The organism is Methylomonas sp. HW2-6 (assembly GCF_052474525.1).
Genome location: NZ_CP184124.1, coordinates 228,256 through 253,760, shown reverse-complemented (window position 1 = coordinate 253,760; position 25,505 = coordinate 228,256). Strand labels below are relative to the sequence as shown.

Annotated in this window: 26 protein-coding genes; 12 read left to right on the top strand and 14 right to left on the bottom strand. The window is 57.7% G+C overall.

Going from position 1 to position 25,505, the window contains the following annotated elements; genetic code table 11:
* Positions 1-46: 46 nt before the first annotated feature.
* The 9 genes from ACH518_RS02180 (at position 47) to ACH518_RS02140 (ending at position 9,004) form a co-directional block, all read left to right on the top strand.
* Positions 47-1,015, top strand: a complete 969-nt coding sequence (locus tag ACH518_RS02180) for an L-threonylcarbamoyladenylate synthase (protein WP_445371706.1) — start codon at positions 47-49, stop codon at positions 1,013-1,015.
* A 1-nt stretch (position 1,016) separates the two neighbouring features.
* Positions 1,017-1,493 carry a tRNA adenosine(34) deaminase TadA gene (tadA, locus tag ACH518_RS02175; protein ID WP_445371705.1) on the top strand — a complete coding sequence of 159 codons (477 nt, stop codon included), beginning with the start codon at positions 1,017-1,019 and terminating at the stop codon, positions 1,491-1,493.
* 280 nt (positions 1,494-1,773) lie between these two features.
* Positions 1,774-1,914, top strand: a complete 141-nt coding sequence (locus ACH518_RS02170) for a hypothetical protein (RefSeq protein WP_186289503.1) — start codon at positions 1,774-1,776, stop codon at positions 1,912-1,914.
* Positions 1,915-2,024: 110 nt separating this feature from the next.
* Positions 2,025-2,342, top strand: a complete 318-nt coding sequence (locus ACH518_RS02165; protein WP_445371704.1) for a hypothetical protein — start codon at positions 2,025-2,027, stop codon at positions 2,340-2,342.
* A gap of 233 nt (positions 2,343-2,575) precedes the next feature.
* The gene (locus ACH518_RS02160; RefSeq protein ID WP_186289502.1) at positions 2,576-2,737 is read left to right on the top strand and encodes a hypothetical protein; all 162 of its coding nucleotides are present in this window, start codon (positions 2,576-2,578) and stop codon (positions 2,735-2,737) included.
* A gap of 320 nt (positions 2,738-3,057) precedes the next feature.
* Positions 3,058-4,389, top strand: coding sequence for a TolC family protein (locus tag ACH518_RS02155; RefSeq protein WP_445371703.1), 1,332 nt, complete (start codon positions 3,058-3,060; stop codon positions 4,387-4,389).
* A gap of 16 nt (positions 4,390-4,405) precedes the next feature.
* Positions 4,406-5,584, top strand: a complete 1,179-nt coding sequence (locus tag ACH518_RS02150; RefSeq protein WP_445371702.1) for an efflux RND transporter periplasmic adaptor subunit — start codon at positions 4,406-4,408, stop codon at positions 5,582-5,584.
* 15 nt (positions 5,585-5,599) lie between these two features.
* Positions 5,600-8,668, top strand: coding sequence for an efflux RND transporter permease subunit (locus tag ACH518_RS02145; protein ID WP_445371701.1), 3,069 nt, complete (start codon positions 5,600-5,602; stop codon positions 8,666-8,668).
* A gap of 9 nt (positions 8,669-8,677) precedes the next feature.
* A complete protein-coding gene (locus ACH518_RS02140; RefSeq protein ID WP_445371700.1) occupies positions 8,678-9,004 on the top strand; it encodes a P-II family nitrogen regulator in 327 nt (108 codons plus the stop codon).
* Between the two features lie 52 nt (positions 9,005-9,056).
* Here the strand turns inward: ACH518_RS02140 and ACH518_RS02135 are convergent, their stop codons facing one another.
* Positions 9,057-9,950, bottom strand: coding sequence for a phosphoribosylaminoimidazolesuccinocarboxamide synthase (locus ACH518_RS02135; protein ID WP_445371699.1), 894 nt, complete (start codon positions 9,948-9,950; stop codon positions 9,057-9,059).
* Positions 9,951-10,019: 69 nt separating this feature from the next.
* Between ACH518_RS02135 and djlA the strand changes: the two genes are divergently transcribed.
* Positions 10,020-10,823: a co-chaperone DjlA gene (gene djlA / locus ACH518_RS02130; protein ID WP_445371698.1), complete on the top strand. Its 804-nt coding sequence runs from the start codon at positions 10,020-10,022 to the stop codon at positions 10,821-10,823.
* Between the two features lie 88 nt (positions 10,824-10,911).
* On the opposite strand, the gene ACH518_RS02125 is transcribed toward djlA, so the two are convergent.
* From ACH518_RS02125 to ACH518_RS02070, 12 genes are all read right to left on the bottom strand, one after another.
* The gene (locus tag ACH518_RS02125) at positions 10,912-11,073 is read right to left on the bottom strand and encodes a hypothetical protein (protein WP_186289501.1); all 162 of its coding nucleotides are present in this window, start codon (positions 11,071-11,073) and stop codon (positions 10,912-10,914) included.
* Between the two features lie 157 nt (positions 11,074-11,230).
* Positions 11,231-11,791 carry an IMPACT family protein gene (locus ACH518_RS02120; protein ID WP_445371697.1) on the bottom strand — a complete coding sequence of 187 codons (561 nt, stop codon included), beginning with the start codon at positions 11,789-11,791 and terminating at the stop codon, positions 11,231-11,233.
* Between the two features lies 1 nt (position 11,792).
* Complete coding sequence (locus ACH518_RS02115) at positions 11,793-12,533, bottom strand: ABC transporter ATP-binding protein (protein ID WP_445371696.1); 741 nt, start codon at positions 12,531-12,533, stop codon at positions 11,793-11,795.
* Complete coding sequence (locus ACH518_RS02110; RefSeq protein ID WP_445371695.1) at positions 12,530-13,291, bottom strand: ABC transporter permease; 762 nt, start codon at positions 13,289-13,291, stop codon at positions 12,530-12,532. The genes ACH518_RS02115 and ACH518_RS02110 overlap by 4 nt, the downstream gene beginning before the upstream one ends.
* Positions 13,291-14,253, bottom strand: a complete 963-nt coding sequence (locus ACH518_RS02105; protein ID WP_445371694.1) for an ABC transporter substrate-binding protein — start codon at positions 14,251-14,253, stop codon at positions 13,291-13,293. Before ACH518_RS02105 ends, ACH518_RS02110 begins: the two co-directional genes overlap by 1 nt.
* A 93-nt stretch (positions 14,254-14,346) precedes the next feature.
* Complete coding sequence (locus ACH518_RS02100) at positions 14,347-17,616, bottom strand: EAL domain-containing protein (protein ID WP_445371693.1); 3,270 nt, start codon at positions 17,614-17,616, stop codon at positions 14,347-14,349.
* Positions 17,617-17,666: 50 nt separating this feature from the next.
* The gene (locus ACH518_RS02095; protein WP_445371692.1) at positions 17,667-18,137 is read right to left on the bottom strand and encodes a pyridoxamine 5'-phosphate oxidase family protein; all 471 of its coding nucleotides are present in this window, start codon (positions 18,135-18,137) and stop codon (positions 17,667-17,669) included.
* 4 nt (positions 18,138-18,141) lie between these two features.
* Positions 18,142-18,711, bottom strand: coding sequence for a DNA-3-methyladenine glycosylase I (locus ACH518_RS02090; protein ID WP_278210473.1), 570 nt, complete (start codon positions 18,709-18,711; stop codon positions 18,142-18,144).
* Positions 18,711-19,070 (bottom strand): YajD family HNH nuclease, encoded by a 360-nt coding sequence (locus ACH518_RS02085; RefSeq protein ID WP_445371691.1) that lies wholly within the window; start codon positions 19,068-19,070, stop codon positions 18,711-18,713. Before ACH518_RS02085 ends, ACH518_RS02090 begins: the two co-directional genes overlap by 1 nt.
* A 15-nt stretch (positions 19,071-19,085) precedes the next feature.
* Positions 19,086-20,090, bottom strand: a complete 1,005-nt coding sequence (moaA, locus tag ACH518_RS02080; protein WP_445371690.1) for a GTP 3',8-cyclase MoaA — start codon at positions 20,088-20,090, stop codon at positions 19,086-19,088.
* Between the two features lie 108 nt (positions 20,091-20,198).
* Positions 20,199-20,642, bottom strand: a complete 444-nt coding sequence (locus tag ACH518_RS02075) for an arsenate-mycothiol transferase ArsC (protein WP_445371689.1) — start codon at positions 20,640-20,642, stop codon at positions 20,199-20,201.
* Between the two features lie 85 nt (positions 20,643-20,727).
* Positions 20,728-21,714 (bottom strand): hydrolase, encoded by a 987-nt coding sequence (locus ACH518_RS02070; RefSeq protein WP_445371688.1) that lies wholly within the window; start codon positions 21,712-21,714, stop codon positions 20,728-20,730.
* A gap of 141 nt (positions 21,715-21,855) precedes the next feature.
* Between ACH518_RS02070 and ACH518_RS02065 the strand changes: the two genes are divergently transcribed.
* On the top strand, positions 21,856-22,923 hold the full coding sequence (locus ACH518_RS02065) for a lytic transglycosylase domain-containing protein (protein ID WP_445371687.1): 1,068 nt from the start codon (positions 21,856-21,858) through the stop codon (positions 22,921-22,923).
* A 156-nt stretch (positions 22,924-23,079) separates the two neighbouring features.
* Here ACH518_RS02065 and ACH518_RS02060 read toward each other — a convergent pair whose 3' ends face one another.
* A complete protein-coding gene (locus ACH518_RS02060; RefSeq protein WP_140911429.1) occupies positions 23,080-24,168 on the bottom strand; it encodes a phosphatidylinositol-specific phospholipase C in 1,089 nt (362 codons plus the stop codon).
* A gap of 324 nt (positions 24,169-24,492) precedes the next feature.
* On the opposite strand from ACH518_RS02060, the gene hemF reads away from it, so the two are divergent.
* The gene (hemF, locus tag ACH518_RS02055) at positions 24,493-25,410 is read left to right on the top strand and encodes an oxygen-dependent coproporphyrinogen oxidase (protein WP_445371686.1); all 918 of its coding nucleotides are present in this window, start codon (positions 24,493-24,495) and stop codon (positions 25,408-25,410) included.
* The last annotated feature ends 95 nt before the right edge of the window (positions 25,411-25,505 follow it).

Here is a 25,505-nt window from a genome sequence, read left to right as displayed (position 1 = left end):
TGGCCCGTCTGCTGTTTTTGTATTCGACCTTTCGTCCGGCTCTACCGTGAAACCAACCCCCGTCACCGAAGCATCCATCCAGCACGCCGCCGACTTACTGCGCCATGGTCAGCTAGTCGCGTTTCCGACTGAAACTGTTTACGGCCTGGGCGCTGACGCGTCCAATCCGGAGGCCGTGGCGAAAATTTTTGCGGCCAAGGGCCGGCCAGCGGACCATCCTTTGATCGTGCATATTGCCGGTGCCGAGCGAATGGCCGATTGGGCCGACCAGGTGCCGGAGGCTGCCTGGCGGCTGGCTGAACAATTCTGGCCGGGTCCGCTGACGATGATTTTAAAAAAACGCGCGTCGGTGCCGCTGGCGGTGACCGGCGGCCAGGATACGGTGGGGTTGCGGGTGCCGGCCAATCCGGTGGCGTTGCGCTTGCTGCAGGCGTTTGGCGGCGGCGTCGCCGCGCCATCGGCCAACCGTTTCGGCCGCATCAGTCCGACCGAAGCCCAGCACGTGGCCGAAGAGTTGGACGCCAGTGTGGCTTGTATTCTGGACGGCGGCCCCTGCGCGGTGGGAGTGGAATCGACGATCATCGACCTCAGCGACGAGGTCCCGACCATCCTCCGCCCCGGCCGCATTACCCGCAGCCAACTCAAAGCCGTATTGCATGCCGATATTCGGCTCTCTTCGCAAACCAAGATTCGGGCGCCGGGCATGATGGCCGTGCACTATGCGCCCAACACAATGGCCTTGCTCTGTCCGGCCGATACCTTGATTGCGATGGCCGACGACCTCTGCGCCAAAGGCCAGCACATCGGCATTCTGGCATTCAGCGCCGAGATTGCTGAAATTCCCTGCCTGCATATTCTCCGGCTGCCGGCCGATGCCGAACTATACGAACCGGCCCTCTACAGCTCGCTTCGGGCTCTGGACAATCTGCAACTTGATACGATTCTGATCGAGCAACCGCCCGATCACGAAGCCTGGGCCGCCGTTAACGACCGCCTGAACAAAGCCACGGTCTGAAATGAACGACGACGAATGGATGCGCCATGCCATCCGGCTGGCGCAGCGCGCCGAAGACCAAGGCGAGGTGCCGGTAGGCGCGGTGCTGGTGCTCGGTAACCGTTGTATCGCCGAAGGTTGGAACCAACCGATCCAAACCAACGACCCGACCGCTCACGCGGAGATCGTCGCGTTGCGCAAAGCCGGCCAAGTCCTCGACAACTACCGTTTGATCGATACCACGCTGTATGTGACGTTGGAGCCCTGCGTGATGTGTATGGGCGCCATTGCCCACGCCCGGGTCAGGCGCCTGGTGTTCGGCGCTTACGATCCGAAGCGCGGAGCGGTCTGCCACGCGCTGCAACTCAGTGATGCGGAATTTTTAAATCACAAGGTGGAATGGACCGGCGGGGTATTGCAAACGGTTTGCGCCGACTTGCTCGGCGACTTCTTCAAGGCCCGCCGCGAACGATCGAGAAATCCGGGCCGGAGTGCATAACGTCATTGCCGGTATTTGACGGCGCGGATTGCTTCAATAAATCGAGCGATAGCTGGTTTCGTGAGTCGGTTCACAGATTTGTGTCTGAGTCGTAGCTCGGGGCTGAGACGGTAACGCTTGATCTGCGAATTTACATTAACATTGAGATGTAAGCGATTGACATGTTTAAGTCCTGAATAATCAATGCTTTAACTGAACTTTAATCTAGTTGCTTTTTGCCGGTTTTGTGTGAATACTCGCCCTCCCTAGTTTATTTTTGCGGTTAGTTTCGGGGGTGGATATGAAGATGGTCGTCGTCATGTTGTCCGGTTTGGTAATCGGTGGTTTGGTCGTTATTGCGGCGTTGCAATTGATACGCGTGGTCGGCAAAGAGTTTATAGATTTGATGGCTGAAGCCTGGCATAGCGCAGAAACGCATTGACCGATTATTTGGCTGGCATCGAATTGTGCCGTTTCCGGTTGACGAATTTGCCGAAATTCGTCACTCTGTTTGAACATGCGCAACAGTTTCAATTTTCGGGGATGCTAAAAATGAGTTCGGTCAACAAAATTTGTGGAGTCCTGCTGCTCGGTCTGGTTAGCAGCGTGGTTCAAGCCAGGGAAGTCAGCTATTGCAAGGTTTTGCGAACTTTCGACGATAAGGATGCCAGCGCGGCTCCCGCAATAAAATACGAAGATTGTTCCGGCGTCGCCTTTATCGATTATGCCAAGTACTACGTCGCCGCCCGCTGCTGGGCTGGATCTTACGATCTGCTCGAGGGCAAATGCGATTCGGTAAAGCCTGAAGCCGCCGAGGATGTTAGTGCTGAAGACATTATGCCGGCAGAACCGGCCGAAACCGAGCAATAACGCATAGCGAATAGGTTCAACCGGGGTATCGAAAGCCGCTTTAAACAGCGGCTTTTTTATGCCTGTCGTCAAATCGTTCGTGGGTTGCGGAAGACTGGGCTCAAGGAGCTAATGCCGAAGTATTGCCGGTAAAAATTTGCTAATTGGTGGAAGCAGGGAATTTTGCGCGTGGTAGCCTGTCGTAACGGCGTTCGAAAACGTTCGGTTTAGGTCGATATCACTGGAGGTTGGAGATGATTGCTATGCGCTATAACATCAAAAAATTCGGTAAAGTCATTTCGCATATAAGCCCGGAAAAGATGAGCCCGGGGTTGGCGAAAGAATTAAAATCGCGCGGCTACAGAATCAGTAGCGCTTACTACGATCAACATCTTGCCGCTGTCGCGGCCGGTTAAGTTAACCACGCACCCATCAAATACAGCGAGAAGCCGGCTTAGCGCCGGCTTTTTTTTGGCGTAACTGTTGGCGAGAAAGTTTGCGTGTTATTTCAACCGGTCTGATTCGGTTGATTTGAACCGGACTCCAGCAAAATGTCCTGCTAGCCATTCAGGGACGGGCGCAGCGTCAGGCGTATATTAATTGTGCATCGGTATTAGTTTGTTGCAATCGTTCGGATTTGCGCGCATTCCGAGACCAGTAGTGGCAGATCAAATTTTTTGGCCCGAACGTTGCTCGTTCAGGGTTAACGCCACTTAATCGAAGCTGCTCATTACGAATGAAAAACGTCTACCTCCGTTTGTTTGCGTTCGCCTGCTCGATCTGGCTTGGGTACGGTTCGGCGAATGCTCAAGAAGCACAACTGTCGGTCGATGAGGTCGTCGCCCTGTTTTACCAGCGCAATTTGGACCTGATTGCCGCGCAATACAACATCGATCAGGCGCGCGCCGAACAGGTGGTGGCCGGGGCGATTCCTAATCCGGTATTCGGCATTCAAGTCTCCGAAATCAGCAACAATCCCAACATGGGGGTCACTGCCACCGGCTGCAACCATAGCCCCAGCGTGTCGTGCGGACCGGCCGAATATTTCTCCTTCAGCCAATTAATCGAAGTTGCCGGTAAACGCGGACTGCGGATGCAAAGCAGCGGTTTTGCGACACAGGCGGCCGAGAGCGATTTGCGCGATGCCGTGCGTATCTTCAGCAATATGGTGCGCGATGCGTATTTCGATTTATTGCAAGCGCAAAAGAACCGGTGGCTGGCGCAGGAAATTGCCGACCATTACCAACAGATAGGTCAGGCCAACGATTTGCGTCTGAAAAGCGGCGATATTGCCGAGGCCGATTATTTGCGGGTGAAAATGGAAAGTTTGCGCGCCCAGTCCGATCTGGATAGTGCCCAAGCCGTTGTGGAGCAGGCGCAAGCGGCGCTGGCAGTGCTGCTGCGCTGGCCCGAACAGAGTTTGCGTATCGAAGCGAAGGACGCCTGGCCGGCATTGGCCGATATCGGCCAAACCCGCGACCAGAACGAATTGATCGACCGGGCCTTGCAACAGCGTCCCGACCTGCAAGCCGACAAACAGCGCGCCGAACAGGCCAAAAAGGAACTGGAGCTGGCGCGGCGCTTGAAATACCCGGATGTCACGGTCAACGCCGGCTACGCCCGCGACCCGAGTAACAACGCATTAAATTCGGCTTTCGTCGGTTTCAGCGTGCCACTGCCCTTGTTTTACCAGTATCAGGGCGAAGCGGACAAGGCGACAGTCAGTCTGAACCAGTCGCAATTGGCGGTCGAACAAACCGAGCTCGGTATCCGCAACGACGTGGTCAGCGCGTTGGCAGTCTGGAACAGCGCCGACAAGATCGTGCAACGCTTCGATGGTGGTCTGTTAGACGATGCTCGTAGCGTACGCGACAGCGCGGAACTGGCTTTCAGAAAAGGCGCGACCGGCGTGCTGGATTTTATCGAAGCACAACGCAGCTATAAAAGCGTGATGCGCGACTACTACGCGGCCATGATCAATCGCACGAATGCCTACTTCGATTTAAGCAAAGCGTTGGGCGTAGAACCCAGTGTTGAGAATGCTGCCGCAAGCGTTGGCTCGCGGTAAATGCCGGTAACTTCATATGCACATATCCTACTTCATGAATAAGCAAGCGATTTTCGGTTTACGCCGTTGCCCCACTCTGTTCGGCTTGCTGGCATTGTTAGTGCTGAATGCCTGTTCCGACTCCGCCGATAAAAATCAGCCCCAGCCGGTTGTGCATGCGCTAGCCGGCGAAGTTTACCTGACCCCCGATTCACCGAAAAAAGCCTATGTCAAAACCAGCACGTTGACCTTGACCCGGCCACCATTGCTCGAACCCTTGGCCGGCAAAATCGCCTATAACGACAGCGCGACCTCCCGAATCAGTTCTCCGGTAACCGGCCGAGTGCTGAGCAATCCATTGCCGCTCGGTAGTCAAGTGCAAACCGGAACGTTGCTATTGGAATTGCATAGCCCGGAGGTTGCCGACGCCCAAGCCGACTACGCCAAGGCGCAAGCGCAACTGACCTTGGCCGATCGAGCATTCCGGCGCCAGCAAGAGCTGTATCAAGGCAAGGTCATCTCGCGCAAAGACCTGGAACAGGCCGAAGACGATCTGAGCCAGGCCCTTAGCGAAGTGCAGCGCGCGCAAAACCGCTTGAAAAATCTGCAACTGACGTCGGGTCAGAACAATGCCCGCTTTGCGTTGCGCTCCCCAATTAACGGCGTGGTGGTGGAACGAAACGTCAATCCAGGGCAGGAGGTCGGTCCGGGTTTGGACAAACCGCTGTTCGTCGTTTCCGATATTCAACGGCTGACCGTGGTCATGGACGTGTTCGAAGTCAATCTGGCCAAGATCAAACCCGGCCAGCAACTGAAAATCTCGGTACCGGCTTATCCGGGCGAATCCTTTCCGGCAACGGTGGAGTACGTTGGCCAAGTTCTGAACGAGACCACCCGTAGCGTACAAGTGCGCTGCGCGTTACTGAATCCGGACGGCCGCTTGCTGCCCGGCATGTACGCGACCATCGATGTCCAGAGCCCGCCGGATGCCCAAGCCATCGTTGTGCCTTTAACCGCGGTATTCACCGAAGACGACTCCGACTACGTGTTTGTCGCCGTCGACGAAAACCATTATCGGCAGCGGCCGGTAAAAATGGGCTTGCGGCTGAAGGACCGCGCGGTGGTTATCGCGGGCTTGCAAGCCGGAGAGCAGTTGGTGACCGAGGGGGCCTTGGTGTTGCGCGCCGAGGAAGACGTCAACGATGCCAACCCTTAGCCCAGGATCGCCAAGATGATTGCCCGCGTTATCGCTTTTTGTTTACAACAGCGCCTGATGGTGATTGGCGCCACGTTGGCTATCGCTGTCTCCGGCATCGTTGCCTTTGAGAATCTGCCGGTTCAGGCGTTTCCGGACGTGCAAAACGTGTTCGTGCAGGTGGTGACGCAATTTCCCGGCCAGGCGCCGGAAGAGGTGGAAAAGGTCATTTCGTTACCGATCGAACGGGAGATGAACGGCTTGCCGCATCTGATCAACATGCGCTCGGTATCGATTTTCGGCCTGTCGGTGGTAACGCTGACCTTCGACGATAGCGCCGAAGATTATTTCTCCCGCCAGCAAGTCCTGGAGCGTTTGCGCGGCGCCGACCTACCCGGCGACGTTAAACCGCAAATCGGGCCACTGTCGACCGGCGTCGGCGAGATTTACCGTTACGTGATCGACGCCAAACACCTGCCGTTGACCGAGCAACGGGCCTTGCAGGATTGGGTAATCGAGCCGCGCCTGCGTACGGTGCAAGGGGTGGCGGACGTGGTGTCTTACGGCGGCGGCGTCAAGGAATACAAGGTTGTAGTCCGGCCGGATAGTCTGAAAAACTACCGGCTGGATCTGAATCAGGTTTATAGCGCCATTGCGGCCAACAACACCAATACCGGCGGCGGCTATATCGAGGACGGCGATGAGGCCTTGGTAGTCAGAGGCATCGGTTTACTGAAATCGGCCGACGAGATCGGCGAAATCGTCGTCGCCAGTAACGACGGCGTGCCGATCCGGGTCAAAGACGTCGCCGAGATTCGGGTCGGCCCGCAACCACGGACCGGAATCGTCTCGCTAAACCAGCGCGACGATATCGTCGAAGGCATCGTGCTGCTGATCAAAGGCCGCGATGCTGTGGGCGTACTCGACGGCGTCAAGCAGAAAATCGAAGAATTGAATGCGTTCGGTTTGCCGCCGGGCGTGAAAATTACGCCGATTTACGACCGTACCGAACTGGTCGGACACACCGTGCATACCGTAGAACACAATATGGTAGAAGGTGCGGTATTGATTTTGATCATTTTGCTGGTGTTTTTGCAACGTTTCATGGCCGCGTTTCTGGTCACGCTGATCATCCCGTTGTCGTTGCTGTTTGCCTTCATTTTGGTCGATTTGGGCGGCATTTCCGCCAACCTGATTTCGCTCGGCGCGATCGATTTCGGCATCATCGTCGACAGCACCGTAGTGCTGGTGGAAGCGGTCATGGTGCAGGTGACGTTGGATATGCAGCGCACCGGCGACATCCGCGTTTTGCGGCAATCCTTGTTGAATACCGCGACCGAAATGGGGCGGCCGATTTTGTTCTCCAAAATCATCATCATCATCGCCTTTCTGCCGATTTTTACCTTCCAGCGGGTCGAGGCCAAGATTTTCTCGCCGATGGCATACACGCTGAGCTTTGCCTTGGTGGCTTCGATGCTGTTCAGCCTTACCTTTATCCCGTCGATGCTGACCTATTTACTCGGGCCCAAGCTGGCCGAACGCCACAATCCGCTGGTACATGCGATGGAGCACCATTACCGCAACATTCTGGAATGGGTGTTGAAACATGCTCGATTGGTGTTTTTCGCGGCGGTCGGCGCCTTGGCATTGAGCGTGCTGTCGGTACGTATGATCGGCACCGAGTTCATGCCCAAACTGGACGAGGGCAATATCTGGCTGACCATCACGCTGCCGACGCCGGTATCGTTGACCACCGCCAAAGATATCGAGCGCAAGGTTCGCGACCGCTTGGAAACCTTCGCCGAAGCCAAAACCATCCTGACCCAACTGGGCCGCCCCGAAGACGGCACCGACCCTAAAGGCTTCAACAACCTGGAGGTGTTGATAGACCTGAAGCCGAAGGAAACCTGGCGTTACGCCAAAAAAGACGAGCTGGTCCTGGTCATGGACAAAGCGCTATCGATTTTTCCGGGGATTCAGACCAACTTTTCGCAGGTGATTCAGGATAACGTCGAAGAAGCCATATCCGGGGTTAAAGGCGAGATCGCGATCAAAGTATTCGGTAGCGATCTGCAAACCCTGCAGGATAAAGCCGACCAGATTACCCATATCCTGGCCGGCATTCGCGGCGCCAGCGATGTCGCCGCCGAACAACAGGCCGGTCTGGCCCAGGTCATCGTCGACATCGACCGGGCCAAGATCTCCCGCTACGGCATCAACGTGGCCGATGTGGAACAGGTATTGGAAATCGGCATGGGCGGCAAAGCGGCATCCCAGTTTCTGGAAGGCGAACGCCGTTTCGATATCGCGTTGCGTTATGCCGAAAACGCCCGCGATTCGATATCCGGCCTGGAAAGCCTGACCGTGCAAACCCCGGCGGGGCAATTGATACCATTGTCAGAATTGGCGACGATTAAGGTCAACCAAGGCGCATCCCGTATCAGCCGCGAAGAAAACATGCGCCGGATCGCGATCAAATGCAATCTGATCGACCGCGACCAGGGCAGCTTCGTCGCCGAAGCCCAAGCCAAGGTAGCGGCGCAAGTGGCGTTGCCGCCCGGTTACCGCATGGTCTGGAGCGGCCAGTTCGAGAACCAGCAGCGGGCGATGAAGCGCTTGGCGATTATCGTGCCGATCAGTCTGGGGTTGATCTTCGTGCTGTTGTTCTGGACCTTCATGTCGGTTAAAAATGCGCTTTTAATCGTGATGAACGTGCCGTTTGCGTTGATCGGCGGTTTATTGATCCTGCTGGCAACCGGCATCAATCTCAGCGTCTCCGCCGCGGTGGGTTTCATTGCCTTGTTCGGGATTGCGGTGCAGAACGGCGTGATTCTGGTGTCGCAGTTGAATAAGCTACGCCGCGAGGGCCAATCCTTGCACGACGCGATCGTCAACGGCTCGGTCAGCCGGCTCAGGCCGGTGGTGATGACCGCGTTGATGGCGATGTTGGGCTTGTTCCCGGCGGCGTTGTCCACCAGCGTCGGCTCCGAGACCGCCAAGCCGTTTGCCGTGGTCATTATCGGCGGCCTGATTAGCGCGACCTTGCTGACCTTGACCCTGCTGCCGGCGCTATACCGTTACTTTGCCGAAGCCGACGAGCTTTAAAGGATGGCCATGAAAGAAATCCGCGCTTATATTCAGCCGCATAAACTCAACCAATTGACGATGGCCTTGATGGAAATTCCGAATTTTCCGGGGATGACGATCATGGATTGCGAAGGTTTCGGCCGCGAACGCACCGAACACGTACAGGATTACAAACCGTTTCTGGCCAAAAAGCGGATCGAAATCTTCGCCCCGGAGCATCTGGTGGAGACCATTTTTCAGACCATCATGCAGGTGGCGCGTAGCGGCCACCACGGCGACGGCAAGGTCTACATCGTCGAGGCGGTGGCGGGCGGCCGGATCAGTAGCGGGGAACGGGATGCGGATCTGGGCTGAGCGGTTTCGGCGTCAGCCCGATAAAGGCGAATGCGGCTGAATTCGGCAGCGCTCAGCCCAACAGCTTCAATTCCGCCTCGCGATATTTCTCGGCGCACTTTCGGCTGACTTCTTCCGGCAATTTCGGGCCGGGAGCGGTTTTGTTCCAATCCAAGGTTTCCAGGTAGTCGCGCAAATACTGCTTGTCGAAGCTGGGCGGGCTGATGCCGACTTGGTATTGCTCGACCGGCCAGAAGCGCGACGAGTCCGGCGTCAGCGCTTCGTCGATCAGGAATAGGGTGCCGGCGGCGTCCAGGCCGAATTCGAACTTGGTATCGGCGATAATGATGCCGCGCTGGCGGGCGTATTCGGCAGCGGTGGTATACAGTTGCAAGCTGGCGTCGCGAACTTTGCCGGCGATTTCCTCTCCCATCAACGCGACGGTGTCGGCAAAGCTGATGTTCTCGTCGTGCACGCCGACTTCGGCTTTGCTGGACGGCGTATAGATCGGTTGCGGCAGTTGCTGCGCCTGTTGCAGGCCTGCCGGCAGTTCGATGCCGCAGACCGCGCCGCAACGCTGGTAGTCCTTCCAGCCGGAACCGATCAGGTAACCGCGGACGATGGCTTCCACCGGCAACGGTTTCAGGCGTTTGACGATGATGGCACGGCCTTCGACCTGGGCTCTGAGCTCCGGATCGGGAATCACGTCGGCCAGCGTTAAATCGTCGCTCAAGTGGTTCGGAATGATGTCGCGCATTTTTTCGAACCAGAAGTTGGAGACGCTGGTCAATACCCGGCCTTTGCCCGGAATCGGATCGGGCATGATCACGTCGAACGCCGACATCCGGTCGGTGGTGACGATCAGCAGATGGCTGTCGTCGATTTCGTACATGTCGCGGACTTTGCCGCGGCCGAGCAGTTTCAGATGCGGCAGAGAGGATTCGTATAGTGCGGCGGGGACGTTCATATCGGGGGCGGATAGTCAGTGGATATTGGTCGAAATTTTATCATTAATCGAAAGAGGGATAGTTAACGCATGAGTTGGTTGGGTAAATTGGTTGGCGGCGCTTTCGGCTTCCTGATGGGCGGGCCGCTGGGCGCCATTTTCGGTGCCGCGGTCGGACACCAGTTCGATGCCGGGATGCAAGGCATGGCGGATCAGACCTTGCATCCGGGTGAGCAGCATCGGGTACAGACTGCGTTTTTTACCGCGACCTTTGCCGTGATGGGGCATGTGGCGAAGGTCGACGGCCGGGTGTCGAGCGAGGAAATCGGCTTGGCCAACCGGGTCATGGACAATATGGAGCTGACGCCGGAATTGCGCGACGCGGCGATCCAATTATTTCGCCAGGGTAAGCAAGCCGGCTTTCCGTTGGCGGAGGTGCTGCAGCAATTTCGCAACGAGTGCCACCGACGTACGCATTTGTTGCGGATGTTCGTCGAAATCCAATTGCAGGCGGCGTTTGCCGACGGCGTGTTCGATGCCAGCGAGGAAGCCTTGCTGGCGGATATTTGCCGGCAGCTCGGCTTGTCGGAATTCGAATATCGGCTGATCAAGGGCCAGGTTGCCGCGCAACAGCGTTTTCGCCAGCAGAGCGGCAGGCCATCCGCCGCGGATCCGGCCGCGCCGCAATTGGCGGATGCTTATGCCGCGCTGGGGGTGTCGTCGGCAGCCAGCGAGGCAGAAATCAAAAAAGCGTACCGCCGGCTGATGAGCCAGCATCATCCGGATAAATTGGTGGCGAAAGGTTTGCCGGAAGAGATGATGGCGTTGGCCAAACAGAAAACCCAGCAGATCAGAAAAGCTTACGAAACGATCAAAGAAAGCCGGGGCTTTTAAAAAAATGCCCGCGTCACCTGGTCACAGGTGAGCGGGCTAAGCTAAACAGAGCTACTGCTTGATCGCGTGAGGAGGTACAACAAACAGGTTAAGCGCGGAACGAGCCGTTAAAGTCCAGATTGCTGGAAATAGTGGCGGCTCCGAACAGCATGGTGGAGATAATGAACTCACCCGACATGAAGCCAAACACGCCGGAGGTAAAAAACAGACCAGTGAGTATGTCTCGGTAAAGATTGTTAGATTTGCTCATGTTTTCTCCCTGACTGATGACAGTCAATTCAATGAAGACGGTTCTACTATATGAGCTAGTCCTTTTATTTACAATACCGGCTATTGTGTACATCTTGTTTCTTATTAGGAAACAATTCTGCAATAAAGCTGTCACATTGGGCTGCTATAAGCCGGCTTTATGCCAGAAAGGCGTTGAGAGAAGCCAGATGGTGCTTGGGCAGCTTTACCGTCAGGCGCACGTTGTCGCTGAAATACTGCGCCAGAATGCAGCCGTCCAATTTTTTTAACTGGTATTCCAGCGGCTGCAATTGGTTGTAGCCCAAGGTCAGGCTGACTTCGGCAAATTCGACGTAATCGATAATGTCCGCCGCTTCGATCACCGCTTTGGCGACATTGCCGTAAGCCCGGGTCAAGCCGCCGGCGCCGAGTTTGACGCCGCCGAAATAACGCACGACGGCGACCAGCAGATTGATCAGTTGCTTCCCTTCCAAATGTTGAAATATCGGTTTGCCGGCGGTGCCGCTGGGTTCGCCGGCATCGTGAAAGCGGCAGACCAGACCGTCGGCCGACTGAATCCGGTAGGCGTAAACGATATGGCTGGCATCCGGATACCGTCGGTGCAGGTCGTTTAAAAACCCCAGCGCCTCGGCTTCGGAACGGCAGGGGCTGATGATGCCGATGAAACGGGATTTCTTGATGATTTCTTCGACCTGGCAGGCCGCGACGACGATGTTCACGTTACAACAGTCCGTTGATAGCCGGATGCTGACTCAACAAATATTCGCGGAAGGATTCGATTTGGGCTTCGTCGTGGCGGCCGTCGCGCGGTATATCGACGGTAATATCGCTGACGATACGCATCGGCGGCGGCGACAAGAAGATCAGGCGGTCGGCCAGCGCGATTGCCTCGCGCAAATCGTGGCTGACGAACAAGACCGTATGCGGCCGTTGTTGCCACAGCGCATACAGCTGCGTCCGCACCTGCCGGGCACTGGGTGCGTCCAACGACACGAAGGGCTCGTCCATCAGCAGGATATCGGGATTCACGGCAAAGGCGCGGATAATTGCCACCCGGCGCTGCATGCCCAGGGACAAGCGCTCGGGATAGCTGTGTTGCACCGCATCGAGCTGCATGCCGGCCAGGAGTTCGTCGATCAGTGCGGCCGGCGGCGGGCCGGCGAAGACTAATTCGATGTTCTGGCGAACGGTCCGCCACGGCAACAGCCGCGGACTCTGAAACACATAACCGATTTTAGCGACGGCGGCTTGGCCACCAATCCGAATTTGACCTTGGTAGAGGCTGTCCAGGCCGGCCACCATGTTCAGCAGTGTGGTTTTGCCGCAGCCAGACGGGCCCAACAAACAGACGAATTCGTTGGGTTCGACCTCGAACTGCAGGTCGGCGATCGTCCTGTGCTGACCGCCGCCGTGGCCGTCGCGGTAGGTTTTGTCTTGAATGCTGATGCTGATTGCGTTCATCGCCGCCACCTTAGCGCCGCCCGATCCAGCGGCCGCAACACCAGCCATTCGATGGCCTGGATCACCGCGACGAAAGCAAAGGTATAAGCCAATAGGCTGGCAACGTCGAACAACTGGAAAAACAAATGCAATTGGTAACCCATGCCGTCGCTACGGCCCAGCAATTCCACCAGCAAAATGATCTTCCAAATCAGGGCCAGTCCGGAGCGGGTGGCGGCCATCACGAACGGGTGCAGTTGCGGCCAAATCACGTGCAGCAGCGTTTTTTTGCGGCCGAAACGATAACTCTGCGCCATTTCCAGCAAATCCTTGTCCAGCGCCCGCGCGCCCTCGCGGATCGTGACCACCACGTTCGGCAATTTGTTGACCACGACCGCCAGAATTGCTGCCGATTCGTCCAGGCCGAACCAGATGTAACACAGGATGATCGTGACCAAAGCGGGGATGTTCAGAAAAATCACCAGCCAATTGTCGAAGAACGCGTCCAGGCTTTTGTTTTTGCCTAACAACAGGCCGATCGCGCAACCGAGCAGCATCGCAATCGAAAAACTGACGGCCAACCGATACAGCGTGGCACCCAGGTGATGCGGTAGTTCGCCGGAAGCGGTTGCGCGCCAGAATACTCCGGCCACCTTTGCCGGCAGCGGCAGACTGGGATCGTTGAGCGACATCGCCGCCGCTTGCCAGATGCCTAACAACAGTAATAGCGATAACAGCGTAACGACGCCGTTACGCTGTCCGGTGATACCGGAGATCATCAATCGCCAGACCAGAACGTGCCGGGCTGTATCCGGTCGGAAGCGCCGGTCAGTTTGCTATCGACCTGATGCAGCATCCGGTAAATCTTTTCGGCGGCGGTTTGTTGGGCTGGCGCCCATTGCTCGATACTGCCTTTGCAGTAACCGGCGCGGAGTTTTTCTTGCTCGGTGGGGTTGCCGGCTTCGGTCAGCGGCAGGATTTTCGCCCATTCCGCATCGTTGGTGCACAAGCTGTCGCGGGCTTGTCTGCTCAATTCGAAGAATTGCTTCAGTGCGGCTTTATGCTGATCGGCCCAATCCTGTTTGAAAACATAGCCGATGCTGGGCACAGTCTCGGCTATACCTAATTGGCGGACGATGTCTTCGCCGCTGAGCAAGGTGCGGTAACCCCTGGCTTCCAGGCGAACGGCGAATTGCCAGTAGGTCAATAGCGCATCGACGCGCTTATCCAGCAATTGCTGGCTGAGCAAGGGCGGTGCGCCGTAGATTTTTTCGACGCCGGTATTCAGGTCCAATTGCTGCTGCCGGCCCAAGGCTTGCAGCAACAGCCAGTTTTTATCCAGTTCGCCGCCGGCGACCCCCAGTTTTTTGCCTTTCAGGTCGGCCAGCGTTTTGATCGGGCTATCGTTTGCGACCAGCAACGCACCGGAGGTATCGGAAAACGGGTAAAAACTCAACTTGATGCCTTCGCCGCGCATGCTCGAGGTCCAGATCCAGTCGGAGACGATCAGGTCGACCGCGCCGGCTTGCAGCGCAACTTTACCGGCCTGCTGGTTGGCGACGGCGACGTTTTCCACGGCGAAGCCGGCCTGATCCAGCAAGCCCTGGTTACGCATCGCCGCCAATTCCCAGCTCAATGTGCCGGAGGCCATGGCACCGACTCTGATCGCGGTTTTCTCGGCGGCGTCGCCGATGGCAGCGAACAGTGCCGCCGCAGTAAACAGGCAGATTTTCAAGTTCATCTTTATTATCCCTGGCTGAATGTCGAGCTGGCGATTTTAACGCAGCCGCGGCGATTGTAAGAACGTTTCTCCCAGCCGTTTCCAAACCCGCGGTCAACTGTGGAACTGAGCGGCCGGAACCGGCCGGCCAATGTGGTAGCCCTGGTAGGACAAACAGCCTTTTTCCCGCAAAAACAGGATTTGTTCCTCGGTTTCCACGCCTTCCGCAATTACGTGCAGGCGCAGGCTTTTGGCCATGTTGATAATCGTCTCGACGATAACGGCGTCGTTTTGGTCTTCAGGTAGGTCTCTGACAAAGCTTTGGTCGATTTTGAGCTGGCTGATCGGTAAGGTTTTCAGGTAGGACAGGGACGAGTAACCGATGCCGAAATCGTCGATCGAGGTTTTGACGCCCAAACGCTGTAAATCGCGCATTTTTCTCACGGTGTCGTCGATGTTGCTGATCACGGAACCTTCAGTCAATTCGATCACCAGACGATCGGCAGACAGGCCGGCGTCGGCCAGAATGCGTTCGATTTGTTCGACGAAGTCCGGCTGGCGGAATTGGCGGGAGCTGACGTTGACGGCAACGTGGCCGATTGGCCGGTTCTCGCGGTCCCAGGCACGGATCTGGCGGCAGGTCTCGCGGATCACCCATTCCCCGAGCGGCAAAATCAGGCGGGTGTCTTCGGCGATCGGGATGAACTCGGCCGGAGAAATCATGCCGCGCTGCGGATGCTGCCAGCGAATCAAAGCCTCGGCGCTGACCACGCGGCCGCTTTCGTCGACCTGAGGTTGGTAATGCAACACGAATTGGCATTGCTTCAATGCCTCGCGAATTTCCTTTTCCAGCGTCAGCCTGCGGTCGGCGGTTTCCTGCATCGACGGCCGGTAGAAGCTGATGCCGTTGCGGCCGCCTTCCTTGGCACGGTACATCGCCGTGTCGGCTTGCTGGATCACCGCTTCCGGCTGTTCGGCGGCCTCCGGGAACAGTGTGACGCCGATGCTGGTGGAAAAATGGTGTTCGCTGCCTTGTACAGTGAATGGCTGGTTGATGGTGTGCAGAATCTTCTCGGCCAGCATCACCGCGTGGTGCGTGGCTCGGGCCAATTCGTTGTAACGACCCGGTATCATGACGATGAATTCGTCGCCGCCCAAGCGGCAGGCTGTATCCTCCTCCCGAATGATGGCGCGCAAACGCTGGGCCACCTGGGTCAGCAGCTCGTCGCCGACCTGGTGGCCGCGGGAATCGTTTAGGGTTTTGAAATGGTCCAGATCCAGGAAAAACAGCGCACCGTAGCAATGTTGGCGCTTGGCGGCGGCAATTTCCTGTTTCAAGCGGTCCAACAGCAGGCGCCGGTTCGGCAAGCCGGTTAGAGGATCGTAAAACGCCAGCTCGTGGATCTCGCGCTCGGCGGCCTTTTGGTCGCTGATGTCGGAAAAAATCGCGACATAGTTCAGTTGCTTGCCGCTCTCGTCGCGGACGCCGGTCACTGTCAGCCGCTCCGGGAACACGTCGCCGTTTTTGCGCCGGTTCCAGATCTCGCCGCGCCACTGGTTGTCGCGCAGCAAGGCGCGGAACAGCCCGTGTAGCAAGCCCGGCGTTTGGCGGACTTTGGTCAACAGATCCGGCCGCCGGCCGATCACGTCTTCCGGGCTATAGCCGGTAATGCGGCTAAAGGCTTCGTTGACGCGCAGAACCGTACCTTTGGCGTCGGTCACCATGATGGCTTCGTGCGACTGAAACGTCGCGGCGGCAATCCGCAATTCGTTTTCTTGCCGCTTGCGGCGTTCGATTTCGCTGTTCAGGGCTTGGTTGCTGCGCAGCAAGTCGCGGGTGCGCAGCGCCACCAAGTCTTCGATGCGGGCAGTACGGCCGGTCATCAGCATCAGGCCGAAACTGGTCAGGCCGCACAATAGAAAACTGCCCGCCAATAACCGCCATGCCGTCCAGGAGTGTTGGTCGCTGTAGAACTTGGCCGACGGCCGGTAACGAATATTCCAGATGCGGTCCGCTATTTTTAATTCCAATTGCCGCTGCAATTGCATCAGGCTGACAGCAGACTCCGCTGCCGTTTCGCCAAACAGCATCCGGTCGCCGTCGTATATGCTCAACGACAACTCGTCGGCTTCGAGGCGGGTGACGATTTCCCCGACTTCGCCGCCCAGGCGGAAGACGTTGGCCACCAGGCCAAGCAAATGTGCTTCGCTCTGCGCAACCGACCCCAGCGGTTTGCCTTTGACGTAGACCGGGGAAAATACGGCAAAGCCGAATTCACCGTCGCTAAACGTCAACGGGCCGGTGGCACTGGTTTTGCCGGAGGTGATGGCTTGTTCCATGGCGTCGCGCAGTTCGGGTTGAGTCAGTGCATCGAGGCCCAGGTTTTGTTCATTACCGAACCAGTAAGTTATCGGCAGATAAAAGTCGCGCTCCGCCGCCGCGGTATTGGCGCCTTGAGCATTGCGTTCCAGAATTGGCATCCCTTCCCGGTTTTCGAATTCGCGGCGCTGGGCGCGTCCGACTTTCGGTAACCATTCCAGAACTTCCAGTTCCGGATGGCGGCTGAATATGGTGTGGGCGAATAAGCGAAATTCGTTGCGGTCGACGCTGTCGGAGCTGTCGAACAAGGCCTTCAACAACTGGTTGTTCAATACGTCGTTGTCGAAATGCTGCTGAATGCTCTGGTGCAGCAAATTGGTCTGGCTCTCGAATAATTCGCGGATACGGCGGTTCTCCAGATTGCTGCTGTAGGCTACGGCGACCACAACCAGTAACAGGGTTGCCGCCAGCGGATATACCACGAACTGTTGGCGTTGGCGCCAAGTGTGGCGCGGGGCGCCGATGAAAGCCAGCAGGATGGGCGTGAAGATCACCGTGCCGATCGAGTCGCCTACCCACCAAGTACTCCAGTTAAGGCCGATCCCGGAGAATTCGATGCATCCGAGCAAGTAAAGCAAGCTGGTGCCCAGCGTCGGTGTCAGCAGGCAACTGACGATGGCCAAGACATAGAAGTGGAGGATGTGGCGGTCTTCCAGCAACGGGTTGTGCGGCCCGATCCAGCGGTTGATTAAAAATGCGCCGAGCCAGGCTTGGCCGCAGGCGGCAATGGCGACAGCGGAACCCACCCAATAGGCTAACGCCGGCGACTGGCCGTCGGTAAGCCCGTAGAACGCATAGGTTTGGGCGGCGATAGCACCGATTGCCAGACCCGGCAGGATTTTTCGACCGGAATGTAACATGCCGGCCAGGGCGATACCGGCCGGCGGCCAAATTGCACTGGCTTCGCTGGGCGGAATAGCCAGCAAATGCCCCAGAAAGCCGCCGATGAAATACGCCAACGCGAAAAAACTGTTGCTCAGTAGCGGTTTAAGAAAAACAGGCATGACGGTTAAGCGGGCTCCATGGTCGGTCGAGCGTGCTGATCCGGAATAGTTTACCCTGACTGGGCCGGGTCGCGTGGGTTGGCGCTAAAGTTATAGGCTTTGCCGAAGCCGGCAACATAGTGGTAGCGAGTCGGCGTCAAGGCCAGCAAGCGGAAATCGGGCAAGGTGCGCAGCAGACCGACGACGTTGCCGAAACGGGCTTCTAGGCTATCAAGTAATTCGACGTAATGCGGATGGTCCGGCTCGATTTCGGCGACCGTGCAGTTTACGCTGGCTCTGGGTCTGGCAAACGGATTGCCGGCCGCCTCGCCTAAAAACAGTAACGAACCCTGCCGGCGCAGCAACATGTTGCCGGTATGCCGGGCCAGGCCGCTGACATAAACGTAAAACACGCCGTCATGCTGCAACACCGGCGCATAGCTGGCCTCGGCATCCCCGTCGGCCGCGCAACTCGCGATCGTCGCGGCGTCGCTCGCGGCGATCAGGCGCAGACAATCGGCTTCCGGAGCGGCAGCTTGCATCGCTTTACGGCCGGGCCAATTCCGCGTGGCGGAAGCAATCGACGGTGTGGTCGTTGACCATCCCCACCGCCTGCATATAGGCGTAGCAGATGGTGCGGCCGACGAACTTGAAGCCGCGTTTTTGCAGATCTTTGCTCATGCGTTCGGATTCAAGCGAATAGGCGGGTATTTCGGCATGGGTTTGCCAGCGGTTCTGCAGCGTGCGGCCGTCGACAAAGCCCCAAATGTAACTGTCGAAGCTGCCGAACTGCTGTTGTACCGCCAGAAATGCTCTGGCGTTGGCGACGGCGGACTGGATTTTCAAGCGGTTTCTGACGATACCGGGGTTTGCTAATAACTGTTCGAGTTTGGCCGGACCGTACTCGGCGACGGCCCGCGGGTCGAAACCATCGAAAGCGCTACGGTAGGCCGGGCGTTTGTCCAGGATCGTGCGCCAACTCAGGCCGGCCTGGGCGCCTTCCAGCACCAGAAATTCGAACAGGCCGCGGTCGTCGTGGAGCGGTTCGCCCCACTCGCTGTCGTGGTAGCGCTCCTCGTTGGCGCTGGCCAGCGCCCAGACGCATTTGGCCGTCATCAGTCTTTGTGCATCATTTTTTTCAGATCGGCGAACGGGTTGAAAGTCGCCGTTGGCGATTTGCCGTCCGTGCTGCTTTTGCCGCCGTAGCGCACCTGTTCTTCGTAACGCTGGTGCTCGTTATCGTGGCAGTACAAACACAGCAGCTCCCAATTGCTGCCGTCGGGCGGATTGTGGTCGTGGTCGTGGTTGATATGGTGTACTGTCAGCTCGCGTAGATTCTTATGGTCGAACTCTCTGGCGCAGCGTCCGCAGATCCACGGATACAGTTTCAAGGCCTGTTCCCGGTAGCCTTTTTCCCGCTCTTCTTTGTAGCGCCGGGCTTCGGCAACGATATGGTAGGCTTTGTTATCCGACATGGTGTCCTCCGTTTCTCAACCGCCGGTCGCGTTCATGTGCCGCAAAATCACCGGCTGTTCGTGAATATTGAATTCGTGTTTCTCGGGTTTGATCTGCATCGCCGCGACGATGGCTTGTTTCAGCGCGGCCATATCGCCCGGCTGCTCCCTGACCACGCGTTTCAGGTCCACCGAGTGCTCGTTACCCAGACACAGCAGCAAGCGGCCTTCCGCTGTCAGCCTGACCCGGTTGCAGCTGGCGCAGAAATTGGCGCTGTGCGGCGAGATAAAACCGACCCGGCTGGCGCTGCCGTCGACGCGGTAGTAAGCCGACGGACCGCCGGTGTTGTAGGCGATCGCTTGTAAGTTGAAACGACTGCTCAAGTCGCGGCGGATTTCGTCGCTGGGATAAAAACTCTCGCCGCGGTGGTGGCGGTCTACCACGCCGAGCGGCATTTCTTCGATGAAACTGATGTCCAGGCCGTTATCCAATGCAAACTGCACCAGATCGATGACCTCGTCGTGGTTGCGGTGTTTCATGATTACCGCATTCAGTTTGATGCGCTCGAAACCGGCGGCGCGGGCGGCGGCGAGCCCGTCCAACACCCGTTGTAAATTGCCGGTGCGGGTCAGTTCCCGGAATTTGTCCGGGTGCAGGGTATCCAGGCTGATGTTCAGGCGTTTGACGCCGGCGGCGCGCAACTCGCCGGCCATTTCGACCAGTTGCGAGCCGTTGCTGGTCAGTACCAGTTCGTTCAAGCCGGGCATGCCGCCGATTTCGCGCAGCAGACCGAGCGCGCCCTTCCGTACCAGGGGTTCGCCACCGGTGACCCGAATCTTTGTCACGCCGAGTTCGACAAAGGCCTGGCAGATCGTGCGAATTTCCTCCAGGCTGAGGATTTGGCTGCGCGGCAGGAATTCCATGTCTTCGGCCATGCAGTAAACGCAACGGAAATCGCAGCGGTCGGTGATCGAGACCCGCAGATAATTGACCACTCGGCCGAAGCGGTCTATCAGTTGCAACGGTTTATTCGGTGCCATTACAGAACAATGAAAACGAAAGGAAACAAATAGTAACACGCTGCCGCCCAGTGTAAGAACGGCTCAAGCTCAGATTGCGCGTTTCCTGAGCAGTTCCGGATTCGGTGGTTAGCGGCCGGCGTCGGCCAAACGTTGCAACAACCCGAGTACCGCGGTTTCGATTTGCGGCAGGGCCTGATCCGGATGGCTGTCGCCGATGTCGTCGACTTGCCAGTATTCGACACGCTCGACCCACTCCGGAAATCGTTGCAGCAACATCGGCTGATGCTCGCTGCGTTTCAAGGCCACGATCAGGCGGGCGCGCTGCAAATCGGGTTCGTCGACCGCGAGCGGCGGCCTTACCGGTTCGACCGGAATCCGGCGCAAAGCCAGGCCGTTGAGGGTATGCGGCGATATCGGCCCGGCATCGGGTTCCAGCAATTCGATCGCCAAACCGCGCGAATCGGCGCGCCACGGCAAGCGGTAAGCCGGCGCGTGGTGGTTAAAAAGGTACTCGGCGAAACGGCTGCGGTAGTAATTGCCGGTGCAAAGAAACAAGACTTGATCATGCATGCGAAGGTCTGCCCTGCCAGTAGGCCAGCGTTTAACGGTGCCCGGCATTAGACAACGCCGCCGGGCCGTTTTCAAGTTTGTCCGGTCAGGCCGGCAACTGAGCTTGCAAAAATCCGCCGATTTTCGCTTCCAGCCAGTAAGCGGACCGGAACCCCGAGCCGCCGACGAAGCCGACATGGCCGCCGCCGTTGCTGATTTCCAAATGCACTGCGGCCGACAGTTCCGCCGGACTCGGCAACACGCGTTCGGTCATGAACGGATCGTCCTTGGCTTGCAGCAACAAGGTCGGCACCCGGATCAGCGGCAAAAACTGGCGCGAGCTGCTGCGGCGGTAATAGTCGGCGGCGTCGGCGAAACCGTGCAGCCGCGCTACCACCCGATCATCGTATTGCCAGAAGGAGCGAATCGGCTGCAGATCGCCGAGTTGGCGGATTCGTTCGGCCTGGTCGTCGCGGCCGATAGCCAACAGATGGCGTTGCTTGATCCGCATGTATTGCTTCAATTCCCGCAACAGGTAGTCGCGGTAGATTCTGGAAAAACCCCGGTCCAGTTTGTCGGCGCATTCGCTCAGTACCAGCGGCACCGATACTGCGGCGGCGGCGAATAGGTCGGCATCGGTGCCTTGCTCGCCCAACCACTTCAGCAATACGTTGCCGCCCAGCGAAAAGCCGATCGCCGCCAGCGGCCGGCGCGGAAAACGCCGGCGCAGTTCCCGGTGCAAAAAGCCGATGTCCTCGGTTTCGCCGGAGTGGTAGCAGCGGGCCAAGCGGTTCATTTCGCCGCTGCAGCCGCGAAAATTCAGGGCCACGCTGGCAAAGCCCTGGCTTGGCAAGCTGTGTTGCAGACCGGCGATATAACCCGAGCGGCTGCTGCCGGCCAGGCCGTGCAGCAAAATCACCAGCGGTTTGGTCTCGTCTTCGCCCCAGTCGATATCCAGAAAATCGCCGTCCGGCGTTTCCAGCCGTTCGCGGCGAATCGCGGCCGGTGGCGCGGTCCGCCGCAGCAAGGCCGGATAAATGGTTTGCAGATGGGGGCCGTTCAGCCACCAGGCCGGGCGGAAAGCGTTGTGCATGGTTGGCGCCTGCTTTATAGTTGAGCCGAGTATGAATACCAGCCGCAGAATATACCGCCGCTCGCGGCAAATGCCAGCCGGTGCGGTTTCGGCAGCTAAATCCGCTCCCCCTATTTCCTTCGCTGAATTTCCGATGGTTCGATGTCCCGGCCTGTACCGATAAAAAAAGCTCAGGCAAAGCCGCGGTCACCGGCTCGCGCCGGCCGCGCCAAACCGCCGCGTAAAGCCAAACGCAAACCGCCGTTTCGGGCGGAATGGAACGGCTGGCTGCTCAGTCTGGAAATTGCGGCACTGGCGGTCGCCGCGGTGTTGGCGACCATGTTTCTACTGGGTTATTCGGCCAGCTGGTTGTCCGGCCCCGGTTTTTTTGCCAATTTGTTGCCCTTCGCCGGCGGTGTCGTGTTGCTGGTGTTGGCCGCGGCATTATTGTTGATTGTCTGGTGGCAGGCGCGGCGCTGGCTCAGCGAGCGTTTGCGCTATTTGCCGGCCGCGACGGCAGTCGCGTTGGCGCTTAGCTGGGTTTGGTTCGTGCTGCACGACGGTTACACGCCGGTATTCACTCATTTTCGGACCCTGGTCGGCGGCAAGCAGGAAGCCGAGCGGGTGACGCTGGCGCATCAAGTTTATGCCGCGTATCGCCGGCACGACACCGGCGGCCTGCAAAAAATGCTGGCGCGGGCGGCGGCGTTCGATCCGGCGATTACCGATGCGGCAAAGGCGTTCGATGTCGATGCCGATTTGCTGCACGGTATCGCCGCGACCGAATCGTCGTTCATGCCGCGCGACAGCCGCGACGGCGGCAAAGGCTTGTTTCAAATTACCGCGGTACCCAAATCCATCACCCGCGAAGCCGCCCGCGAGCTCGGCGTGGCCGAGCCCTCGGTCGCCGACCCTCGCCACAACGCCTATCTCGCCGCGGCGACTTTCAAGCACTACCTGGAAGAAATGAACGATGATCTGTTCCTGGGCTTGCTGGCGTATAACATCGGCCCGCGCAACGGCGGTTTGCGTTTCATCATGCAGCAATACGGCGCCAGCGATTTCGCGACGATGCAGCCTTATCTGCAAACCCTGCCGCGGGATTACCCGATCCGGGTGTTGTCCTATGCCTTGGCGTTCAAGTTGTGGCGGCACGACGGCAAGTTATTGGCCTACGAGGAGGGCGATAACGCCGTGCATATCCAACAGGTGGGGATTCCGGGGCTTTGAACGGCGGGTTGGCGGGCGGTCCGGCGGAGATTCGGACCAATGCCGTTCAGTTTGGAAAAACTCTCATCCCGGCAGTGAATGCCGGCTGCCACATCCCTGTGGACTGGATACCGGCAATCCCTGCCGGTATGACGGCTTAACCTACTGGCATTCGGTTTACCTGTTCATCGCAATCACGTTGTTGATCAGGCTGATGCCGGGAAAGTCGGCCATGATGATGCCCACCCGTTTGGTCAGGCGGATGTTCAGATTCAAGCGTTTGTACAATTCGTTCAAAGTGGCGTAATTCAGGCGCAGATCGGCGATGAATTTACTGCTGAGCTGGTTGGTTCCCAGGAAGGCGATCGAGCACAGGCTGCCCAGGCAACTGACCCTTGGGAAATCCGGATAGGTATTCGGGTTGGTAAGCGTGGTCAGGCCGGTCATCAATTGCGGCGCGCCGGTCTCGTGGGAACTGTGGCCGCTGGCGACGAAATACGGGAAGGCGCCGGTCGCACCGCTCAGGTAATTCAGATAGATTTTATTGCTGTCGCCGGTTGATGCCGACATGATTTGGCTTTTGACCTGCTGCCATTTGCCGTACAAGTCCCAGTTGGTTTTCAGTTCGTAGTTGTCCTGCACCGTGCCCTGGTTTTCCAGCGACGAGTACGAGATGCCCTGTAACACGCCGGCGAAGTTTTGCAGCATTACCACCTTGCCGCGGACTGAACCCAGTGTCGGATTACTGGTGCCGTTCGGTGTCCAGAACAGGCCGGGATACTTACTGGCGATGGCGTTGAAGGTGTCGGCAAAGCTGCGAGTATTGTTCTTGCCGGTATTTTCCTCCTTGACCCGCATCACCACGGTTTCGCCCGGATTCGCCGCCAAAAAGGCGTCGACAGTATCCAACACGTCGCTGAAGGTCGCGTTTTGCAACACGATGCCGTGGGCGATTTGGAAATTGTTGGCGATATGCCAGCAACGGATATCCAGCACCCGGATGCCGGCATTCAATTGGGTTTCCAGGTCCATGGACTGGGTTTGGGGAATGTCGCCGCCGTACAAAGCCATCGAATCGTGAGTTCCTGGTAGCGACAATTGGCTCAATCTCAGCGTATCCGGCAGCGCAGTCAGCCATTTGGGATTGACGGCGCCGTTGTAACTGTCGTGGGAATAGGCGGCGTGGTCGATGGCGGTGGCGGCACCGGCGTCGAAGGCGATCGCGGCGGCGAATGTGCAGGCGGTCAAAATGGATTTGATGTTCATAGTAGCGTCCTCTTTTTGGCGGAAATTTGTTGGGTTAATGCCGATTGCTTCGGTCGCTAACTACATCGCAAAGCCCGTGCCGGATTGGGTGAGATTTTTTATGTGTTTGATAAAAAAGGATTATTTTGAATTTTGCCGACTGCTGGCGGTGAGATGATGGCCGATTTCGATACGATATTTCGTAAGCGGTACAATATGCCGTAACTCGCTAGCCGCTAGCGGCTGCCGGAAAAATCGTGCGGTCGGCAGCGGTCTGCCTGCTTTCGCCGCGCCGAATTTGTGTTAATTTTGCCGGCTCGTTTCGTTACCACAGGAGCCTGCCGCATGAGCCACGACCCCGAAATAGCTGCGGTAAAGCAGTATTTACTCGATTTGCAAGACCGGATTTGCGCCGCGCTGGAGGCGGAAGAGGCGGATGCGCACTTCACCGAAGACGCCTGGCAGCGGGCCGAGGGCGGTGGCGGCCGCAGCCGGGTGTTAGCCGGCGGCCAGGTATTCGAACAGGGCGGCGTCAATTTCTCCCACGTGTTCGGCGACAGCCTGCCGCCGTCGGCGACCGCGAAACGGCCGGAGCTGGCCAACCGGCGGTTCGAGGCGATGGGGGTGTCGCTGGTGATCCACCCGCGCAATCCGTATGTGCCGACCTCGCATGCCAACGTCCGCTTTTTCATCGCCAAAAAAGATGGTGAGCCGTCGATCTGGTGGTTTGGCGGCGGCTTCGATTTGACGCCGTTTTACCCGTTTCGCGACGACGTCGAGCATTGGCACCGCACCGCCCGCGCCGCCTGCCAGCCGTTTGGCGCAGAGGTTTACCCCAAATACAAAAAATGGTGCGACAAATATTTCTATTTGAAACACCGCAACGAAACCCGCGGCGTCGGCGGCCTGTTCTTCGACGATTTGAACGAACCGGATTTCGTCCAGGCCTTCGCCTTTATGCAAAGCGTCGGCGATCATTACATCCCGGCCTATTTGCCGATCGTGCAAAAACGGCGGAATACGCCCTACGGGGAGCGGGAGCGCGATTTTCAGTTATATCGCCGCGGCCGCTATGTCGAATTCAATCTGGTTTACGACCGCGGCACCTTGTTCGGTTTACAGACCGGCGGCCGCACCGAATCGATTTTGATGTCGATGCCGCCGCTGGCCCGCTGGCAATACAATTGGCAGCCCGAGCCGGGCAGCGCCGAAGCCGAATTATACGAAACGTATCTAAAACCGCAGAATTGGTTGGGAAATTAACGCCGAATGGGCCGATAGCCGCCAAATTGATCTCGGCCGATAAACTGGTATTCTTGCTGGCGGCACTATTCGAATTCGTCTTTAACCACGCTTGA

Coding starts and splice junctions, on each gene's coding strand:
- ACH518_RS02060 (WP_140911429.1), bottom strand. CDS start 24,168: ATGAACATCAAATCCATTTTGACCGCCTGCACATTCGCCGCCGCGATC.
- ACH518_RS02095 (WP_445371692.1), bottom strand. CDS start 18,137: ATGCAAGCTGCCGCTCCGGAAGCCGATTGTCTGCGCCTGATCGCCGCG.
- ACH518_RS02170 (WP_186289503.1), top strand. CDS start 1,774: ATGAAGATGGTCGTCGTCATGTTGTCCGGTTTGGTAATCGGTGGTTTG.
- ACH518_RS02135 (WP_445371699.1), bottom strand. CDS start 9,950: ATGAACGTCCCCGCCGCACTATACGAATCCTCTCTGCCGCATCTGAAA.
- tadA (WP_445371705.1), top strand. CDS start 1,017: ATGAACGACGACGAATGGATGCGCCATGCCATCCGGCTGGCGCAGCGC.
- ACH518_RS02105 (WP_445371694.1), bottom strand. CDS start 14,253: ATGAACTTGAAAATCTGCCTGTTTACTGCGGCGGCACTGTTCGCTGCC.
- ACH518_RS02150 (WP_445371702.1), top strand. CDS start 4,406: ATGCACATATCCTACTTCATGAATAAGCAAGCGATTTTCGGTTTACGC.
- ACH518_RS02085 (WP_445371691.1), bottom strand. CDS start 19,070: ATGTCGGATAACAAAGCCTACCATATCGTTGCCGAAGCCCGGCGCTAC.
- ACH518_RS02145 (WP_445371701.1), top strand. CDS start 5,600: ATGATTGCCCGCGTTATCGCTTTTTGTTTACAACAGCGCCTGATGGTG.
- djlA (WP_445371698.1), top strand. CDS start 10,020: ATGAGTTGGTTGGGTAAATTGGTTGGCGGCGCTTTCGGCTTCCTGATG.
- ACH518_RS02070 (WP_445371688.1), bottom strand. CDS start 21,714: ATGCACAACGCTTTCCGCCCGGCCTGGTGGCTGAACGGCCCCCATCTG.
- ACH518_RS02090 (WP_278210473.1), bottom strand. CDS start 18,711: ATGACGGCCAAATGCGTCTGGGCGCTGGCCAGCGCCAACGAGGAGCGC.
- ACH518_RS02110 (WP_445371695.1), bottom strand. CDS start 13,291: ATGATCTCCGGTATCACCGGACAGCGTAACGGCGTCGTTACGCTGTTA.
- ACH518_RS02140 (WP_445371700.1), top strand. CDS start 8,678: ATGAAAGAAATCCGCGCTTATATTCAGCCGCATAAACTCAACCAATTG.
- ACH518_RS02125 (WP_186289501.1), bottom strand. CDS start 11,073: ATGAGCAAATCTAACAATCTTTACCGAGACATACTCACTGGTCTGTTT.
- ACH518_RS02100 (WP_445371693.1), bottom strand. CDS start 17,616: ATGCCTGTTTTTCTTAAACCGCTACTGAGCAACAGTTTTTTCGCGTTG.
- ACH518_RS02075 (WP_445371689.1), bottom strand. CDS start 20,642: ATGCATGATCAAGTCTTGTTTCTTTGCACCGGCAATTACTACCGCAGC.
- ACH518_RS02115 (WP_445371696.1), bottom strand. CDS start 12,533: ATGAACGCAATCAGCATCAGCATTCAAGACAAAACCTACCGCGACGGC.
- moaA (WP_445371690.1), bottom strand. CDS start 20,090: ATGGCACCGAATAAACCGTTGCAACTGATAGACCGCTTCGGCCGAGTG.
- ACH518_RS02065 (WP_445371687.1), top strand. CDS start 21,856: ATGTCCCGGCCTGTACCGATAAAAAAAGCTCAGGCAAAGCCGCGGTCA.
- ACH518_RS02160 (WP_186289502.1), top strand. CDS start 2,576: ATGATTGCTATGCGCTATAACATCAAAAAATTCGGTAAAGTCATTTCG.
- ACH518_RS02155 (WP_445371703.1), top strand. CDS start 3,058: ATGAAAAACGTCTACCTCCGTTTGTTTGCGTTCGCCTGCTCGATCTGG.
- hemF (WP_445371686.1), top strand. CDS start 24,493: ATGAGCCACGACCCCGAAATAGCTGCGGTAAAGCAGTATTTACTCGAT.
- ACH518_RS02165 (WP_445371704.1), top strand. CDS start 2,025: ATGAGTTCGGTCAACAAAATTTGTGGAGTCCTGCTGCTCGGTCTGGTT.